This is a genomic window from Ruegeria sp. HKCCD7303, assembly GCF_013111185.1.
GTDB lineage: Bacteria > Pseudomonadota > Alphaproteobacteria > Rhodobacterales > Rhodobacteraceae > Ruegeria.
The window spans coordinates 598272-614708 of sequence record NZ_WVRE01000002.1 but is presented as its reverse complement, the minus strand read 5'-3'; the positions used below and the strand labels follow the sequence as shown (position 1 = coordinate 614708).

Annotated in this window: 17 protein-coding genes; 7 read left to right on the top strand and 10 right to left on the bottom strand. The window is 57.0% G+C overall.

Annotated features, from left to right (window positions below; all coding sequences use genetic code 11):
* Positions 1-4: 4 nt before the first annotated feature.
* A complete protein-coding gene (locus GS630_RS07665; RefSeq protein ID WP_171174345.1) occupies positions 5-505 on the bottom strand; it encodes a hypothetical protein in 501 nt (166 codons plus the stop codon).
* A 228-nt stretch (positions 506-733) separates the two neighbouring features.
* Between GS630_RS07665 and GS630_RS07660 the strand changes: the two genes are divergently transcribed.
* Positions 734-1702 (top strand): XdhC family protein, encoded by a 969-nt coding sequence (locus tag GS630_RS07660; protein WP_171174343.1) that lies wholly within the window; start codon positions 734-736, stop codon positions 1700-1702.
* On the top strand, positions 1699-2700 hold the full coding sequence (locus GS630_RS07655) for a molybdopterin-binding protein (RefSeq protein ID WP_171619132.1): 1002 nt from the start codon (positions 1699-1701) through the stop codon (positions 2698-2700). The genes GS630_RS07660 and GS630_RS07655 overlap by 4 nt, the downstream gene beginning before the upstream one ends.
* A gap of 38 nt (positions 2701-2738) precedes the next feature.
* Here GS630_RS07655 and GS630_RS07650 read toward each other — a convergent pair whose 3' ends face one another.
* Entirely contained in the window at positions 2739-3623 is an 885-nt protein-coding gene (locus GS630_RS07650) for a MurR/RpiR family transcriptional regulator (protein ID WP_245223148.1), read from the bottom strand.
* Positions 3624-3726: 103 nt separating this feature from the next.
* Here GS630_RS07650 and GS630_RS07645 point away from each other — a divergent pair, with 103 nt between their 5' ends.
* Positions 3727-4500 carry a 3-keto-5-aminohexanoate cleavage protein gene (locus tag GS630_RS07645; protein ID WP_171619130.1) on the top strand — a complete coding sequence of 258 codons (774 nt, stop codon included), beginning with the start codon at positions 3727-3729 and terminating at the stop codon, positions 4498-4500.
* A complete protein-coding gene (locus tag GS630_RS07640; protein WP_171619128.1) occupies positions 4497-5813 on the top strand; it encodes an aspartate aminotransferase family protein in 1317 nt (438 codons plus the stop codon). The genes GS630_RS07645 and GS630_RS07640 overlap by 4 nt, the downstream gene beginning before the upstream one ends.
* Positions 5814-5881: 68 nt before the next feature.
* On the opposite strand, the gene infC is transcribed toward GS630_RS07640, so the two are convergent.
* From infC to cobA, 7 genes are all read right to left on the bottom strand, one after another.
* Positions 5882-6430 (bottom strand): translation initiation factor IF-3, encoded by a 549-nt coding sequence (gene infC, locus GS630_RS07635; protein WP_171176191.1) that lies wholly within the window; start codon positions 6428-6430, stop codon positions 5882-5884.
* A gap of 157 nt (positions 6431-6587) precedes the next feature.
* Complete coding sequence (locus tag GS630_RS07630) at positions 6588-7421, bottom strand: ferredoxin--NADP reductase (protein WP_171174332.1); 834 nt, start codon at positions 7419-7421, stop codon at positions 6588-6590.
* A 107-nt stretch (positions 7422-7528) separates the two neighbouring features.
* Positions 7529-7936 carry a DUF934 domain-containing protein gene (locus GS630_RS07625; protein WP_171619126.1) on the bottom strand — a complete coding sequence of 136 codons (408 nt, stop codon included), beginning with the start codon at positions 7934-7936 and terminating at the stop codon, positions 7529-7531.
* A complete protein-coding gene (locus GS630_RS07620; RefSeq protein ID WP_171237494.1) occupies positions 7933-8694 on the bottom strand; it encodes a phosphoadenylyl-sulfate reductase in 762 nt (253 codons plus the stop codon). The genes GS630_RS07625 and GS630_RS07620 overlap by 4 nt, the downstream gene beginning before the upstream one ends.
* Positions 8684-10348, bottom strand: a complete 1665-nt coding sequence (locus GS630_RS07615; RefSeq protein WP_171174326.1) for a nitrite/sulfite reductase — start codon at positions 10346-10348, stop codon at positions 8684-8686. The genes GS630_RS07620 and GS630_RS07615 overlap by 11 nt, the downstream gene beginning before the upstream one ends.
* Before the next feature lie 66 nt (positions 10349-10414).
* Entirely contained in the window at positions 10415-10729 is a 315-nt protein-coding gene (locus GS630_RS07610; RefSeq protein ID WP_171174325.1) for a DUF2849 domain-containing protein, read from the bottom strand.
* Complete coding sequence (cobA, locus tag GS630_RS07605) at positions 10729-11592, bottom strand: uroporphyrinogen-III C-methyltransferase (protein WP_253285851.1); 864 nt, start codon at positions 11590-11592, stop codon at positions 10729-10731. Before cobA ends, GS630_RS07610 begins: the two co-directional genes overlap by 1 nt.
* A 57-nt stretch (positions 11593-11649) precedes the next feature.
* On the opposite strand from cobA, the gene GS630_RS07600 reads away from it, so the two are divergent.
* Positions 11650-12132 carry an Lrp/AsnC family transcriptional regulator gene (locus GS630_RS07600; protein WP_171174323.1) on the top strand — a complete coding sequence of 161 codons (483 nt, stop codon included), beginning with the start codon at positions 11650-11652 and terminating at the stop codon, positions 12130-12132.
* Between the two features lie 24 nt (positions 12133-12156).
* On the opposite strand, the gene GS630_RS07595 is transcribed toward GS630_RS07600, so the two are convergent.
* Positions 12157-13338: a cytochrome P450 gene (locus tag GS630_RS07595; RefSeq protein WP_171619124.1), complete on the bottom strand. Its 1182-nt coding sequence runs from the start codon at positions 13336-13338 to the stop codon at positions 12157-12159.
* Between GS630_RS07595 and GS630_RS07590 the strand changes: the two genes are divergently transcribed.
* A complete protein-coding gene (locus GS630_RS07590; RefSeq protein WP_253284421.1) occupies positions 13337-15118 on the top strand; it encodes an ATP-binding protein in 1782 nt (593 codons plus the stop codon). The genes GS630_RS07595 and GS630_RS07590 overlap by 2 nt on opposite strands.
* Positions 15115-16344 (top strand): sigma-54 dependent transcriptional regulator, encoded by a 1230-nt coding sequence (locus tag GS630_RS07585; RefSeq protein WP_171619122.1) that lies wholly within the window; start codon positions 15115-15117, stop codon positions 16342-16344. Before GS630_RS07590 ends, GS630_RS07585 begins: the two co-directional genes overlap by 4 nt.
* The last annotated feature ends 93 nt before the right edge of the window (positions 16345-16437 follow it).

The following is a 16437-nucleotide window of genomic DNA, read 5'->3' as shown; positions in this document are numbered from 1 at the left end:
GCACTTACGACAGCTGTTCTGCGTTGCACTTGCGCGCCATTTCCATGGCTTTGTATGTGCCAGTCAAGTCGACCGTGAACGCATACGCGGTTTCGGGGAACACGATCATGACTTTTTTCTTGGCCAGATCATCAGCGAATTGGGGGTTGTCAGACAGAACGTAACCGCCCGAATAGCCCTTGGTGATATTACCCTTCATTCCGGTGGCTTCACCCAGATAGATATTGTCGCCAATCAGGATAGCGACTTCTTGCGTTTCGCCCCGTTTGATATCGGTGTCGGCTTTGGTGAACACACCGACATAGCCAACGCCGCGGTCTTCGGTCAGACCCATCTGAACGACGTTTTCCGCATCGTCCACAGCCTCGATCAGGCAGGATTTCTTTTCATTGTCGATAAAGACCTTCCAGCCTTCGACTTCACCATAGCGTTCGAACGTATCAGCCCATGCTGCGGTCGCGGTCAAAAGACCAACCGCTGCGCCCAGTGTTAAAAAACGTTTCAACTGCTTGTCTCCGATATATAAATTTTGGATACACGGTCTGGCAAAATACCAGTTGCGTGGGCAGGCTAAAACGCGGCCTCCAAACAATCAATCCTATGATTTATTGAATGAGGCCGAGGTTTATCCGGGTTCGGGAAACAACCGGTATAGACCATTTGGCAAGACGGCGGCGCTTTTCATCGCGCCAATCCTGCCTATGTTGGAGTCGGACGACATCTGGAGGGTCTGATGGAGCGATTCGACAACAGCCCGGAAACGGCTCTGGACTGGCACCGCAGCGGGCGTGGCGCGGCCTTGGCTACAGTTGTCGAAACCTGGGGCAGCGCGCCACGGCGTGTGGGATCGCAACTGGTGATCGGTGGAGACGGGCGGATTGAAGGCTCGGTTTCCGGCGGTTGTGTAGAAGGTGCGGTGATCGTTGAAGCGCTTGAAGCCTTGGACGAGGGCGAAGCCCGGCTTTTGGAATTTGGCGTCAGCGATGAGGACGCCTTTGCTGTGGGGCTGGCCTGCGGCGGAACGATCCGTGTTCTGGTCGAACCCATTGGCAAGGTCCTGCCCGAGCCCATGCTGGCAGAATTGGTCGCAGCCCGTGCTGCGCGCGCGCCCGTGGCGTATGAGGTGAACACAAATACTGGACACAGGGCCTTACGTCGCAACGCCTACGCTGATCGGTTGCGCATGGACCGGTCCGGGTTTGAAGAGGACGGCGAAACCTTTGTGGCCGTTCACAACCCGCCTTTGCGGCTGCTCGTTGTGGGTGCCGTCCATATCGCACAGGCACTTGTACCGATGGCGCGCATTGCGGGCTATGATCCGGCCATCATCGATCCGCGCGATGCCTTTGCATCCAGCTCGCGCTTTCCAGGGGAGACAATCTTGACTGATTGGCCGGACGAAGCGGTGGCCAAGCTGGGGCTGGACGCACGCACCGCCATTGTCTTGCTGACCCATGATCCCAAGCTGGACGACCCGGCGCTGCAAGCGGCACTTGATGCAGGAGTATTTTATATCGGCGCTCTGGGCTCGACGCGCACCCATGCCAAACGGGTGGATCGCATGAAAGCCGCAGGGTTCACTGAGGAACAGATTTCCAGAATTCACGGCCCGATCGGATTGGATATTGGTGCTGCGGGACCTGCAGAAATCGCCGTTGCTATTCTGGCTCAGATGACAGCGGTCTTGCGGGGCAAAGCATGAGGTTTGGCCCGGTTCCCGTAGCGCAGGCCGAAGGGGCCATTTTGGCGCATTCGGTGACGGCAGGCGAGCGTAAGCTGCGCAAAGGATTGGCATTGCAGCCCGAAGATATCGTGCAGTTGACGCAAGCTGGGCTAAGCGAAGTCATTGTCGCACGGCTTGATCCCGGTGACTGCCATGAGGACGAGGCCGCACGGGCTTTGGCGGCGGCCCTTGCGCCTGATGCTGCCGCAGCCAACCTGCGCGTGACCGAGGCGTTTACCGGGCGGGTCAACCTTTTGGCCGATGGACCGGGGGTGGCCGTTCTGGATGTCGCCGCGCTCGAACGGTTCAACCAAGTCAATCCGATGATCACAGTGGCCACGGTACCCCAGCATCAGCAAATGGGACCAGGAGGTATGGTGGCGACCATCAAGGTTATCTCTTACGCTGTGCCCGTAGAGGATGTCCAACGCGCCGCCGCTTTGGCACAGGGCGCAATCCGTTTGGCGCGTCCGGTTCACCAAACAGCCGGACTGATCGTGACGGACATTCCGGGCGGGCCACCGAATGAGAAAGGGATTGCCGCTATTCGGGGCCGGGTCGAGTTGCTGGATATGGAGCTGAGTGATGTGCAGATCGTTCCGCACAGGGTCGATGCTCTGGCCAAAGCGGTTTCGCAAAGCGATGGCGATGTTTTGATGATCCTGACAGGGTCTGCGACGTCGGACCCGGAAGATGTGGCGCCGTCGGCTGTGCGTCTGGCTGGCGGGCAGGTGGATCGCTTTGGAATGCCGGTGGATCCGGGAAACTTGCTGTTTTTGGGCGCCTTGCGGGATCGCCCGGTCATTGGATTACCAGGCTGTGCGCGTTCTCCAGCCTTAAACGGTGCCGATTGGGTTCTGTCTCGGATCGCGTGTGGAATTGAGACTACGGGTGCTCACATAGCAGCGATGGGGGTTGGCGGGCTTTTAAAGGAAATTCCGACCAGACCGCAGCCGCGTGCCAAACGCAAAACCTAGACGTATTGACGTGCGCTGGCCGCATCTCAGCAAGGTTGTCAGAGCTTCCTGAGCTTTGGCAAAACACCGGGCCGCCAATAAGCCCCCGTGTCTTCCCGTGCTTTTTGGTACTGTTCCACGCGTGCCCGGGCGTCCTTGCAACCGGCCTCGAACAAATGCCCGAGCAAACATTCCAACACGGCCATCGCGCCGGAAAAGCTTGAAAATGGGTGCAAAGTTCGGGTGCTGACAGACAGGATTACATCCGGTTCGACCCCGGGCGCGATCACCTCGCTATCCGACAGCAACACGATACGCATGGACCGGTCGCGGGCAAAGCGCATCGATTGTATCGTATCGGCGGAATAGGGATGGACGGTGATGGCAAACAGACAATCTTCAGCCGTGGCTTCGACCAAATCGTCAATGGCTGAGCCCATGTGACGGGGCACCAGCTGCAATCCGGGATGGGCCATGCGGCCTGCGTAGTGAAAGTAGTAGGCCAGGGCGTGGCTGGACCGTGTCGCCGTCACGTAACAGCGCCGCGCGGAAACCATGTGCCCAATGGCTTGTTGTGTCAGATGCGGATCCATCAGGCGCAAGGATCGCGAAACCACATTCATCTCGTTCTGAGCGAATTTGACCTGCGCCAGATGAAACGGGTCTTGCCCCGACGGAGCCTCCAACCAGCCTTGCCCCAGCCGGTCTTCACTGTCAGTTGTCAGAGCGCGGCGAAATGGTTGGCGAAATGCGTCGAAGCTGTCAAAGCCCATGCGCTGCGCAAGCCGTACCAACACGTTTGAACTGATGCCGATTCTGTCCGCTGTTTTACGGATAGGGTTCAGTCCAAAGTCGCCAGGATGATCGACAACATACTTCGCCGCGACCTGCATTTGCGCAGGCATCTGATCAATCTCGCGCCTCAACTGATCCGTGAGTGCCATCAGGGTAGGGGTCATGGTTAAAATAAAACATATGTTTTCTATAGCGTAAATTGAAAACGTATTGAGTGGGGGCTAGCTGCAACCTTGTAAGAGGAAAGAACAGATGAATCCCATCCCTGCCGACGACAGCAAAACCCACTATATTCTAGTCGCGCCCAATGGCGCGCGGCGCACTAAAGCAGATCATCCTGCCCTTCCGGTCACGATAGATCAGATCGTCGAAACCGCGTGGGCCTGCCACCTTGCAGGGGCGCAGGGCATTCATGTTCATGTGCGGGACGCGAATGGTCAGCATTCGCTGGATGCTGGATCGTATCTGGAAACGATCGCCGAGTTGCGCCGCATCGCGCCGGGGTTGGATGTTCAAATAACAACCGAAGCGGCCGGAGTATTTGACGTTCCCGCGCAGCTGGCCTGCTTGGAACAGGTGCGTCCAGACTGGGCCTCGATTTCGGTACGAGAGATTGCGCGCGACCTCAACCTTGCACCGCATGTCTATGCGCTCTGTGCTGATCAGGGAACGCGGGTTCAGCATATACTTTACGATGCAGAAGACGCGCGGCTGTTGGACCAGTGGCAGCAGGATGACATTGTTCGTAAGGATCAGACGGACCGGCTGTTTGTTCTGGGACGCTATAGCGAAGGTCAGCAATCTGTACCGGCAGATCTGGATGCCTTCCCGAAATGTCAAAACTATTGGATGGTCTGCGCGTTTGGCGCACAAGAACACGCCTGTCTGGCCGAAGCAGCGCGGCGCGGGGGTGATGTGCGCGTTGGATTTGAAAACAGCCTGACGGGGCCGGATGGCACGCCGTGGGCGGACAATGCCGCTTCGGTCGCGGCTTTGGTTGAACTGCTTGGAAAGGCCAGAACATGAGTCACGTATTCCCACGCCACACCAAATCGGACCTACCCATCGCAGCAGGTGGGGAAGGCTGCTATCTGATCGACGCCCAAGGCAAGCGGTACCTGGACTGCGGTGACGCGGCCGTGTCTTGCCTGGGGCATTCCAACCCCGCAGTGATCCGCGCCGTGCAGGATCAGGTGGAACAGATCGCCTTTGCCCACAGCGGTTTCATGACCTCTGAACCGGCTGAGGCGCTGGCGGATCTGTTGATCCAGCACGCGCCGGGCGATTTGGACCGGGTCTATTTTGTATCGGGCGGGTCTGAGGCAACCGAGGCGGCAATCAAACTGGCGCGTCAGTACTTTCTCGAGACCGGTCAGCCCGAGCGTCGGCATGTCATCGCGCGAAAACAAAGCTACCACGGCAACACGCTGGGCGCTTTGTCTGCCGGGGGCAACGCCTGGAGGCGTGCTCAGTTCGCACCGATGCTGATTGAGATGACGCATATTTCGGCTTGTTATGAATACGCCGAAAAACCTGAAAGTGAGGGTAGCTTTGACTATGGTCAGCGCGTTGCCAACGAGCTTGAGGCTGAAATACTACGCCTGGGTCCGGACACAGTTATGGCTTTCATGGCAGAACCCGTGGTCGGTGCAACCCTGGGCGCGGTTCCGGCTGTTGAGGGGTATTTCAAACGTATCCGGGAAATCTGCAACCAATACGGGGTGCTGTTGATCCTGGATGAGGTTATGTGCGGTATGGGGCGCACAGGCCATCTGTTTGCCTGCGATCATGACGATGTTGCGCCGGATATTCTGTGCATCGCCAAAGGTTTGGGGGCCGGGTATCAACCGATCGGAGCTATGCTGTGCACCGGGGCGATATATGATGCAATTCGGGATGGGTCAGGTTTTTTTCAACACGGGCACACCTATATCGGTCACCCGGTTGCTACGGCTGCTGCACTCGCGGTGGTCCGTGAACTGACGGAACGGGATTTGCCAGCCCGAGCCGGGGTCATGGGAGACAAAGTGCATTCAGCCCTTGAGGCTGCGTTTGGACAGCACCCGAATGTCGGCGATCTGCGTGGGCGTGGCCTTTTCCGCGGGATCGAGCTGGTGTCCGATCGGGGCACCAAAGCTCCGTTCGATCCGTCTTTGGGCATTGCCGGAAAGGTGAAGAAGGCTGCAATGGCTGAAGGCTTGATCTGTTATCCGATGGCGGGGACACGGGATGGACGTAACGGAGATCACATTCTTCTGGCACCACCTTTTATCATCGGAGACGCGCAGATTGACGAACTTGTCAGCAAATTGGAACGGGCGTTGAGCGCAGTTATCTAACGGCGGTAGAAACGAAAAGGCTCTCGCGGTACTTGCGAGAGCCTTAGATCTTTCAGCCGGTGTTTGGCCTATTTCTGAGGAAGTGGGCCGATCATCATGATCATCTGACGGCCTTCCATCTTTGGCATGTTTTCAATCTTGCCAAGGTCTTTGACGTCCTCAGCAACACGCTCCAGCAATTCGCGTCCCAAGTTCTGGTGCGCCATTTCGCGGCCACGGAAACGCAGGGTCACTTTGACCTTGTCGCCGTTTTCAAGGAACTTGAACACGTTCCGCATCTTTACGTCATAGTCATGGGTGTCGGTGTTGGGCCGGAACTTGACCTCTTTCACCTCGATGACTTTTTGCTTTTTACGGGCTTCGCTTTCGCGCTTTTGTTGTTCGTATTTGTATTTGCCGAAGTCCATGATCTTACAGACCGGTGGGTTCGCGTTGGGCGAAATCTCGACAAGGTCAAGACCGGCATCTGCAGCAAGTTGCATGGCTTTGGCGGGATGAACCACCCCGACGTTTTCACCTTCGGCACCAATTAGCCGAATTTCGGGGGCACGGATTCTGTCATTGACGCGCGGGCCGGTGTCACGTTGAGGCGGCGCGTTGTGAGGTCTGCGAGCTATGGGTTCATTCCTTTGATGATTGCAGAATTTCGAGCCCGGAATTTAAACCGGGCTGCGCCGCACTTCAAGCGGCATAAATACAGGTTGCAGTGAAAAAACTTGTTTTATCGGGTGTTTTTCGCGTTCGAAGCACCAAAGCTTCGAACGCAAATTGGTATTATCCGACAAAGGCTTTCTCGATCACGAATTCCTTTGGCTCGGAATTTGCGCCTTCGCGCAGACCAAACCCTTCAAGGATTTCCTTGATGTCCAGGTTGAAAGCCAAGGAACCGCAAACCATTGCGCGGTCGGTTTCAGGCTTGATGCCGCCTTCGATGCCCAAATCGGCAAACACGGTGCCGTCCTGCAGCAGGGTGGTGATACGGCCCATCTTGGGGCTGTCTTCCCGCGTGGTGGTTGGGTAATAGCGGATTTTGTCAGCGAACCCTTCGCCCATCAGCTCGGACAGCAATTCATCCTGACGGATGTTTTCGATCAGTTGGCGGCCATATTCCAGTTCCGCGACTTCGCGGCAGGTGTGGGTGATTATAACCTCGTTATAATCCTCATAGGTCTGCGGTTCACGCAGTAGCGAGGCAAATGGCGCGAAACCGGTGCCGGTGGCAAAGAACCACAGGCGTTTGCCAGGCAGCAGGGCGTCATGCACCAGTGTGCCAACCGGCTTGGGGCGTAAAATGATCTGATCGCCGGGTTTGATATGTTGCAGCTTCGAAGTCAGCGGGCCGTTCTGTACCTTGATGGAATAGAACTCCAACTCTTCATCCCAGGACGGCGACGCAATCGAATAGGCGCGCAGCAAAGGTTTTCCGTTGTCGCCCAGCAGGCCGATCATCACGAATTCACCCGAGCGGAATCGCAGCGAGGCAGGGCGCGACACCTTGAAAGAGAACAGGCTGTCAGTCCAGTGCTTCACCTCGGTGACAGTCTGGGCATCTGGCAGTACGGGGGCCTTAACGGCGGTTGCTTCACTCACGGATTTCATCTCTGTCATCATTTCACTGCCGGCCAGCTAAACCGACATCTCCGTTTAATCTTTGATCCAAGTCAGGAAAAGGGGACAGATTGCCCCCCTTGTATCACAAGCTTGTGCGTGCAGTCTTATCCGCGCAGGCGGGCCTGATAGTTATTATCTTGCCAATTGGCGCGGGCCAGCCATTGATCTTCGGGCTGTCGGTCCGCAAGCGTATGATCTATTTCAACCTCGTCGAACCCGCTGCGACGGGCCATGGCGTATTGGTCTGCCAGAACATGGCCTTTGGCGCGCAGGCGGCCTGTATACCCTTTCAGGCGTAGAACGCGTGCAATTGTAAAGCCGCGCCCATCCGCAGAGGAGGGGAAGTCCACACGCACCATCTTGGCGCTGCCCAAACGGTCAATCAGCTCATCCGGGTCGGTGTCCGAGGCCACATCAAGGGCCACTACGTCATTGGCGGCATCATCCAGGGTGACAAAGCCGTCGGTCCAGTCATCAGGCGAAAAGCCCTCATCCGTTACGATTACGTTCATGTTTTCTCTCCGATGCGGATCATTTTGCCATCGACAAAATGGATGCCACATTCTTCCTTGTTCTGATCGCGCCAACGTCCGGCGCGTGGGTCTTCGCCCTCTTTGACCGGCGAGGTGCAGGGCGCACATCCGATCGAAGGGTATCCTTTGGCCACCAGCGGGTGCCGGGGCAGATTGTTTTCGTCCATATAGGTGCGCACGTCTTCGGGTGCCCAATGGGCAAGCGGGTTGACTTTGATCCGGCCCGTGCCGTCTTCGACTTCAAAAAACTCGAGCGCGGCGCGTGTGCCCGACTGAAACCGCTTGCGTCCCGTGATCCAGCCACAATAGCCCGACAGGGCTTTTTGCAGTGGGAAGGTTTTGCGCAGGTTGCAGCAGGCATCTGTATCGCGTAGGCGCAGAGCACTGTAAGGGTCGTCTCGTTGAACGTCTTCTTCATCCGCACGAATGATCTTGACGTTCTTCAGGCCCAAACGCTCGCTGACCTCATGTTGGTATTCCAGCGTTTCAGTGAACAGCAACTGAGTGTCCACGAACAGCACCGGGGTCGCCTTGTCGACCACCGCTGCCATATGCAGCAAGACCACCGATTCCGCACCGAAGCTTGAGACAAGAGCAAGATCGTCGATTTCCTCGATGGCACCATGCATGACATCATGCGCAGAATGGTGGCGGAACCGGGCGTTCAGGGCTCCGACCTTTTCGGTCAGTTCGCTGCGGTCTTTGCCCAGTTCCGTCTGGATCAGATCAAGCGGCATTCGCCCGAGCCTCGGGGTAGAGGGCTGCCTTAAACGGAGCCATGCCAACTCGGCGATAGGTCTCCAGGAAAGTTTCTTCGGCGCTCTCCCGCTGGTTCAGATAGGTGTCGACGATGCGCTCTACGGCGGGCACGATTTCACTATAGGCAAAGCCCGGACCCGTGCGGTCGCCCACGGCCGCTGTCTCGGTGCCGTCGCCGCCCAGAGTGATCTGGTAGTTTTCAACGCCCGCGCGATCCAGCCCCAGAATGCCGATATGCCCCACGTGGTGGTGACCACATGCGTTGATGCAGCCCGAGATCTTGATCTTCAGGTGACCGATATCATGCTCCAGCTTCAGCTCGTCAAACCGGGTCGCGATTTCCTGCGCAACCGGGATCGATCGTGCCGTGGCCAGCGCGCAGTAATCCATGCCGGGGCAGGCGATTATGTCGCTGATCAGGCCGATATTGGCGGTGGCCAGTTCGTATTCCTTCAGCTTCGCGTGGATCGCAGGCAGATCCGATTTGTGAACATGCGGCAGGATCACGTTCTGCTCATGGCTGATACGCAGCTCGTCATACGCGAACTCTTCGGCCAGATCGGCCATTATGCGCATCTGCTCGGCCGTTGCATCGCCCGGCGTCGCGCCGTGCTTTTTGATCGAGATCGTGACAATCGCGTGGTCTGCGTTTTTGTGCGGCGCGATGTTGGTGTCGACCCACGAGCGGAAAACCGGATCGTTGGCGTAGGCGCTTTCAAAAGACGCAACCGAACCTTCGCGGAAGGCAGGTGCCGCAAAGTGATCCTTGATCTCTTCGAGAAGGTTCATGTCAGCACCCTTGAACTGCGGGCGGACCTGCAGGAAACGCTCGTTGACCTTGGCGCGGATGGCGTCGATGCCGTGCTCGTGCACGGTGATCTTGATGCGTGCCTTATATTTGTTGTCACGGCGGCCGATCTGGTTCCAGACGGACACAACGGATTCCAAATAGGCCAGCAGATCGTCAAAAGCGACAAAATCGGACAGTTCTTTGCCGATCATTGGCGTACGGCCCAGACCGCCACCAACAATCACACGGGCCCCCAGAACACCGCCACGCTCGACCAGTTGCAGGCCGATATCATGTGCCTTGATGACGGCACGGTCATTTTCCGAACCGGTAATGGCAATCTTGAACTTGCGCGGCATGAACTGGAATTCCGGGTGGTCGGTCGACCACTGGCGCAGAAGTTCTGCATAAGGGCGCGGGTCCGCAACTTCATCCGCGGCTGCGCCAGCAAAATGGTCGGCGGTCACATTGCGGATGGTGTTTCCCGAGGTTTGAATGGCGTGCATGCCAACTTCGGCCAGCGCGTCCAGCATATCCGGCACGTCGTTCAGCTTGGGCCAGTTGTACTGGATGTTCTGACGGGTGGTGAAGTGGCCATAGCCCTTGTCCCACTTTTCGGCCAACAGCGCCAGTTGGCGCATCTGCGCGCTGGACAGGGTGCCATAGGGGATGGCGACGCGCAGCATATAGGCGTGCAGTTGCAGATACAGGCCGTTCATCAGGCGCAGGGGTTTGAATTCGTCTTCGGTCAGCGAACCGTCAATGCGGCGCTCGACCTGCGCACGGAATTGCGCGTTGCGCTCTGCCAGAAACTCGTGGTCAAACTCGGAGTAGCGATACATGTCTAGCTGTCCTTGGTTGCAACCCCGAACCTTGGGGCCATAGAAGGGGAGAGAGAGGGCCTAAGTTCAGGCCCGGGGCTGCGGGGAAGTTTCCTGTTTGCCGTGGGCATAGTTGGACGGACCAGTCCGGCGGAAATCTTCCCGAAAATGTGTGGGCTCAGGGCCGTTTTCGCCTGCAACAGCGTCAGCCAGATATGCACCCACAATCTTGCTGGCCTGCCGGGCGGCGTCCAGCAGACGCACCTGTGCATGCGCTTCGTCAGTGATCAGTTCGGCATCAGACAGATCACGCGACCAGCGGTCATCTTCGGTTTGATAAATCACGTCGCCTTCCAGCAAATCATTTGCGGTGACGACTTTGGGGGTAAAAGCGCGGGCCATCAGGCAAGCTCCTTATTGAATTCGGTCACAGCCTGCGCCGCTTCTCGCGGGGCGAGGCCATAGAAAGTCAGGGCCGGGCCGTTCATTTCGGCGGCGGCCAGATCGGTGGGCAACTGGTCCAAAGTGGTGGCCAGAATGCGTTGGTCAGGGCGCGAGGCGTTCTCGATCAGGGTGACGGGTGTAGCGCGATCTGCACCGTGCATGATCAGGCGGCCTTGAATGAACCGGGCCGACTTCTTGCCCATGTAAATTGCAGCAACCGACCCTGAGCGCGCCAGAGCGGCCCAGTCGTGATCAGCAAAGCCTTTCATGTCGTGCCCGGTCAGAAACCGTACCGAAGAGTTGCGGCCCCGGCGTGTCAGGCTTTGCCCGATGCTTGCTACAGCCGCAGACGCAGCGGTAATTCCGGGAATGATCTGCCAGGAAATACCCGCAGACTGAACCGCTTCGATTTCTTCATCCAGCCGACCAAACACAGTGGGGTCCCCTGATTTCAGGCGCACCACGCGGTTACCCTTTTGGGCACAGTCCACCAAAAGCGCGTCGATATCGCTTTGCTTCCAGGACGGACCAAAACCGGCCTTGCCAACATCAACCAGCTCGGCGTGCTGGCCTGCCATGTCCAGAACAGGTGCGCTGATCAGGCGGTCATGCAAAACGATATCAGCCTGCTCAAACGCGGTGAGCGCCTTGAGCGTCAGCAGATCGGGATCGCCGGGGCCAGCGCCGACAAAGTCGACATGTCCTTTGGATCTGATTGTGAGCATGTCCTGCATTGGATCGTCTCGGGTGTAGTTTGACTTGATCAGCAATATAGGAAATATTCCCGTCAAAGCGCCATATGGGCGTCGAAATAAGAACATTAGTTCCACATACTTTGAAAAATGGAACGAAAACCTCGAATTGGAAGGAATACTGGAATGTCGGTTCGAATAGACGAAACGGATCGGAAAATTCTGGCCGAGCTGCAGCGTGATGCGGGTCAGTCACTGGACGAAATTGCGGCCCGTGTGGGCAGTTCCAAGACCCCGGTCTGGAATCGAATCCGTAAGCTGAAAGGGGCAGGTATCATTGGGCAGCAAACGGTTTTGCTGGATGCCGAAGCGCTTGGGTTCGAGGCGACATTCTTTGTTTTGATACGAACCTCAGAACATGAAGCCGAGTGGCAACGCAAGTTCCTGAAAGCGTTGCGCGATCACCCCGAAGTGCAAGAGGCACACAGGCTGGCTGGCGACATCGACTACATCCTCAAGGTCAGGGTCAAGAATGCACGTGCCTATGACGTGTTCTATCAATCGCTTATCTCTGAAGTGCGGGTCCACAACGTGACGGCGCTTTTGTCGATGGAGGAAATAAAATCCACAACAATGCTGCCGTTGAACGCGTTGGTTGAAAAGGCATAAAAAGGCAAAGGCGTTAAAGCGGCCTCAGATTTGCACCAGAACCTGTTGCAAGCCATGAAAATGGTAACTTTCCGAATAGGCCGGAGGTGCGGCCAACCGCAAGTTCGGGCAGCTTTCGAACAGAATTGGCAGAGCGATGCGTATTTCCAACCGCGCCAAAGGCGCACCAACGCAGAAGTGGATCCCGCCACCAAAGCTGGTGTTCACATCGATGGACCGCGTGGCGCGGAAAGCGTTCGGTTCTTGCCAGACAACGGGGTCGCGGTTCGCGGCCCCCAGCAACAAAGCAACCTGATCGCCGCGCTTGAAGCTATGTCCAAAGGTCTCGACATCCTCGTAGGCATAGCGCGTAAACATGTGCAAGGGCGGGTCATAACGCAGGATTTCTTCGATGGTTGAGTCAATCTTGTCTGGTCGTAAGACGCTTGGGTCTGTTTGCGTTTCCAGTAAGGTTTTGACCCCATTCCCCAAGGAGTGCACCGTCGCTTCATGACCGGCATTCAACAGCAGAATACAGGTCGCGACCAACTCCTCGCGTGACAGTTTCTCGCCTTCTTCTTCTGCAACGATCAATCGTGTAATCAGATCGTCACGCGGGTCACGCCGCCTCTGGTCGATATAGTCTTCCAGAAACGTGGTGAATTCCTGCGCCGATTGTGTAGCCTTGTCTTCGGTGTCCCGCGTTCGATTGGCTTGGTACATTGCCACCATGTCGTGCGACCAGCGCAGCAAGTCCGGTGCCATTTCTTCGGGTACTCCCAGCAGACGACAGATCGTAATCACGGGGACCTGAGTGCAATAGGCATGCAAAAGGTCAAACGGCTCTTGTGGGAAGTCCCGGATCAGATCGTGACAAAGGGTTTCAATCGAAGGCTGCAATGCCGAAATCGCCCGCGAGGTAAAGGCCCGCATGACCAGCGCTCTCAGGCGGGTGTGTCTCGGCGGCTCGGCTTCAAGCAGCGAATGAGCTTCGACTGACAACCACGGGGCCAGATGGGCGGGGCCTTGCGTAGCACATTCGGGTGGAACTTCGCGTCCGAACCGACGATCTTTCAGCAAGGTGCGGACGGATCGGCAGGATACAGCGGCAACCATGCCGTAATCAGTCCAATAGAACAGATCTCCGGCTTGTCGGGCTGTGTCATAAAACGGATAGGGGTTCTGGACGAAATCCGGGTCCGTCGGGGATTGTGAGAGAGACTTCATGCGACGCACACTTGCCACGCGGCGCGTTGAATGCAAGACCCTGTATATGCACAGAGTTTGGGTCATCGCCGGTTTTCTGCTTGCCGTTGGGGTACTGTCCGGATTCGTCTGGTCCTATGGCTACCGTCAAGCTTTGTCTCAGCTGAGTGAAAAGGCCGAGGCCGATCTTGAACTGGCGGCTGACCGGCTGAGCACGCAAATGCAAGTGTATCAAGAACTTGCAGTGCTGATGGCGACCCATCCGATTCTGCATGAATTGGATCAACCAGCCGACATACGACAAGCTGAGGCAATGCTGCTGGACATTGCTGACAAAACAGCAGCAGTCAACATGATGTACCTGGACCGAAAAGGGCAGGTCTTGGTTTCAGCGCAACCGGTGTCTCAGCTTAACATGGCCGAACACCCCGCTTTCCGTCGGGCGATGCAGGGGGCCTTGGGCAGCGCGCATGAGGTTACGCCAGTTGGAGATGATCGGATCTACTCCTACGCTGCGCCTGCTTTTGGCCCATTTGGTCAGATCAAAGGTGTACTGATGGTTGTTGCCGATGTTCAGGATGTGGAACAGACATGGCGTGGCAGTACCGAGGCGGTTTTCTTTGTTGATGCAGAAGGCGTTGTGTTCATTTCGAACAGGTCGGACCTGCTGTTCTGGTCTCGCGAGGAAGGAGAGGCGGGGCTTACTCCGCCGAATGGCGCGACCGTTGATTTTGCATCAACGCGCGTTGGTGGGCACGAGCTGTGGCAATTGAACTGGGGGCGCTATCTGCCGCGCGATGCTTTGCACCTTACCCTCGAATTGCCGGTACTCGATATGACTGCCGAAGTATTGGTGGACGTAGCCCCAGCCCTGCAACTTGCGCGGCTTCAGGCAGCAGCAGTCGCAGCGATCTGTTTGGCATTTGGTGCAATGCTTTTTCTTGCGATGGAACGGCGGCGGACGCTGGCCGAAGCCAATGCGGTTCTGGAAAGCCGAGTGGCCAAACGGACCCTCGACCTGACGGTTGCAAACGACAGCTTGCAAAAAGAAGTCGCGGAACGACAGGAAGCCGAAGCGGCCCTACGTCGCGCACAGGCGGATTTGGTTCAGGCCGGAAAGCTCAGCGCGCTTGGTCAGATGTCAGCAGGGATCAGCCACGAACTGAACCAGCCCCTGATGGCGATCCGGCAGTTTGCGGACAATGGCACAGCTTTCCTGGAACGCGGAAAACCTGAAAAAGCGGCCGAGAACTTGGGCCGTATTTCTGAAATGGCTGCGCGCATGGCGCGGATTATCAAGAACCTGCGCGCCTTTGCTCGCAATGAAAGCGAACCTATGGGGCGGGTTGATCTGGTGCAGGTTCTGAACACAGCCGTTGAACTGACCGAAGCCCGGCTGAACACGGAAAACGTCGCCATGGATTGGCAACCGCCAAACGCGCCTGTTTACGCTTGGGGTGGCGAGGTAAGGCTTGTGCAGGTCTTTGTGAACCTGATCAACAACGCCGCAGATGCGATGAGCCAGCAGGATGAACGCCTTATTCAAATAGTGATCAATAATGGCGAGAGGCTTTCTGTCACTGTGCGTGACATTGGCCCAGGCATCGAGAACACGGAAAAGCTGTTTGAACCGTTTTACACCACCAAGGCCGTAGGTTCGTCCGAAGGAATGGGGCTGGGGCTTTCGATTTCTTACGGTCTGGTTCAGAGTTTCGGTGGAAACATTCGCGGGACCAATGCGCCCACTGGCGCGATGTTTACTGTGGAACTGGAATACTATCGGGAAGACGAGGCAGCATGACCCGAAGAGTTCTTTTGGTCGACGATGATGCGGCCGTACGCGAGGCTTTGGCACAAACGCTTGAGCTGGCGGATGTTCAACCAACAACGGCAGGCTCATTTGTCGCGGCCAAGGACCATATCCGAGCGGACTTTCCCGGTGTCATCATCTCGGACATCCGTATGCCGGGTCGGGATGGGTTTCATCTGTTGACCTACGCAAAAGAGGTCGATCCCGATCTTCCCGTCATTCTTCTGACCGGCGAAGGGGATATTCCCATGGCCGTTGATGCAATGGGTAAGGGCGCGTTCGACTTTCTGGAAAAACCCTGTGCCGCGTCCGATCTGCTGGTTGTGCTGGAGCGTGCGTTCGCAGCCCGAGCCGAGGTTATCGAGCAGAGAGCAATGAGATCCGAACTGGAACGTGGAGACCCGGCTGCACGATTGCTGTTTGGCCTGTCGCCCCAGGCAGAGGCGTTGCGAGAAAGGGTTCGCGCCGTTGCGCCCACACAGGCCGAAGTTCTGGTGACTGGCCCTCCGGGCAGTGGCATCTCAAAAGTGGCTGAGGTTGTGCACCTGATGTCCTCAGTCGGGCAGGGGCCATTTGTGAAAAGACCGGCCTCGACGCTCAGCCCCGAAGATCTGGCCCGCAGTTGTGAGGATGCAGCGGGTGGGTCGTTGTTTCTTGATGAGGTTTCGGCCATGCCGCAGGCCACGCAATTTGCAGCGCTTGAACTGATCGAACAAGGGCCGGGTGGTCGGATCATTGCTGGCACCACCGCTGATCTGTCTGTCTTAAGCGCCGACGGCCGTTTCAATGCCGATCTTTTCTACAGACTGGACGTGATGCGTGTGCGTATTCCGTCGCTGGCAGAGCGGCCTGACGATATTCCCGTAATATTTCGTCACTATGTGGCTCAGGCAGCTGAACAGGCCGGAATTCCGGTTCCTGAAATCTCATCGGAACATCTGGCGGCGTTGATGGCCAGCGATTGGCCTGGGAATGCGCGGTCCCTTATGTCAGCCGCCATGCGCTTTGTTCTGGGGATGCCGGAAGAGGTCGCACAGGCCACAGATCTGGGCCTCAGTGAACAAATGGCGCGCGTTGAACGATCGCTGCTGATCGCGGCGTTAGGGCGTCATAATGGAAAGGCGTCAGATGCGGCAAAGGCGCTGAAGCTTCCGCGAAAGACCTTTTATGACAAGCTGGCGCGTTACCAAATTCGTCCCGAGGATTACCGCAGGTAATCCGACCAGCGAATGTACGCTGGGTAGTGATTCGCATGAATGATTCGAAAATTGTGCGGAAATCCGCACAAGCAGCATTTTTGGCTGTGCGGA

Coding starts and splice junctions, on each gene's coding strand:
- GS630_RS07660 (WP_171174343.1), top strand. CDS start 734: ATGGAGCGATTCGACAACAGCCCGGAAACGGCTCTGGACTGGCACCGC.
- GS630_RS07655 (WP_171619132.1), top strand. CDS start 1,699: ATGAGGTTTGGCCCGGTTCCCGTAGCGCAGGCCGAAGGGGCCATTTTG.
- GS630_RS07650 (WP_245223148.1), bottom strand. CDS start 3,623: ATGGCACTCACGGATCAGTTGAGGCGCGAGATTGATCAGATGCCTGCG.
- GS630_RS07645 (WP_171619130.1), top strand. CDS start 3,727: ATGAATCCCATCCCTGCCGACGACAGCAAAACCCACTATATTCTAGTC.
- GS630_RS07640 (WP_171619128.1), top strand. CDS start 4,497: ATGAGTCACGTATTCCCACGCCACACCAAATCGGACCTACCCATCGCA.
- GS630_RS07630 (WP_171174332.1), bottom strand. CDS start 7,421: ATGACAGAGATGAAATCCGTGAGTGAAGCAACCGCCGTTAAGGCCCCC.
- GS630_RS07625 (WP_171619126.1), bottom strand. CDS start 7,936: ATGAACGTAATCGTAACGGATGAGGGCTTTTCGCCTGATGACTGGACC.
- GS630_RS07620 (WP_171237494.1), bottom strand. CDS start 8,694: ATGCCGCTTGATCTGATCCAGACGGAACTGGGCAAAGACCGCAGCGAA.
- GS630_RS07615 (WP_171174326.1), bottom strand. CDS start 10,348: ATGTATCGCTACTCCGAGTTTGACCACGAGTTTCTGGCAGAGCGCAAC.
- GS630_RS07610 (WP_171174325.1), bottom strand. CDS start 10,729: ATGGCCCGCGCTTTTACCCCCAAAGTCGTCACCGCAAATGATTTGCTG.
- cobA (WP_253285851.1), bottom strand. CDS start 11,592: ATGTTCTTATTTCGACGCCCATATGGCGCTTTGACGGGAATATTTCCT.
- GS630_RS07600 (WP_171174323.1), top strand. CDS start 11,650: ATGTCGGTTCGAATAGACGAAACGGATCGGAAAATTCTGGCCGAGCTG.
- GS630_RS07590 (WP_253284421.1), top strand. CDS start 13,337: ATGCGACGCACACTTGCCACGCGGCGCGTTGAATGCAAGACCCTGTAT.
- GS630_RS07595 (WP_171619124.1), bottom strand. CDS start 13,338: ATGAAGTCTCTCTCACAATCCCCGACGGACCCGGATTTCGTCCAGAAC.
- GS630_RS07585 (WP_171619122.1), top strand. CDS start 15,115: ATGACCCGAAGAGTTCTTTTGGTCGACGATGATGCGGCCGTACGCGAG.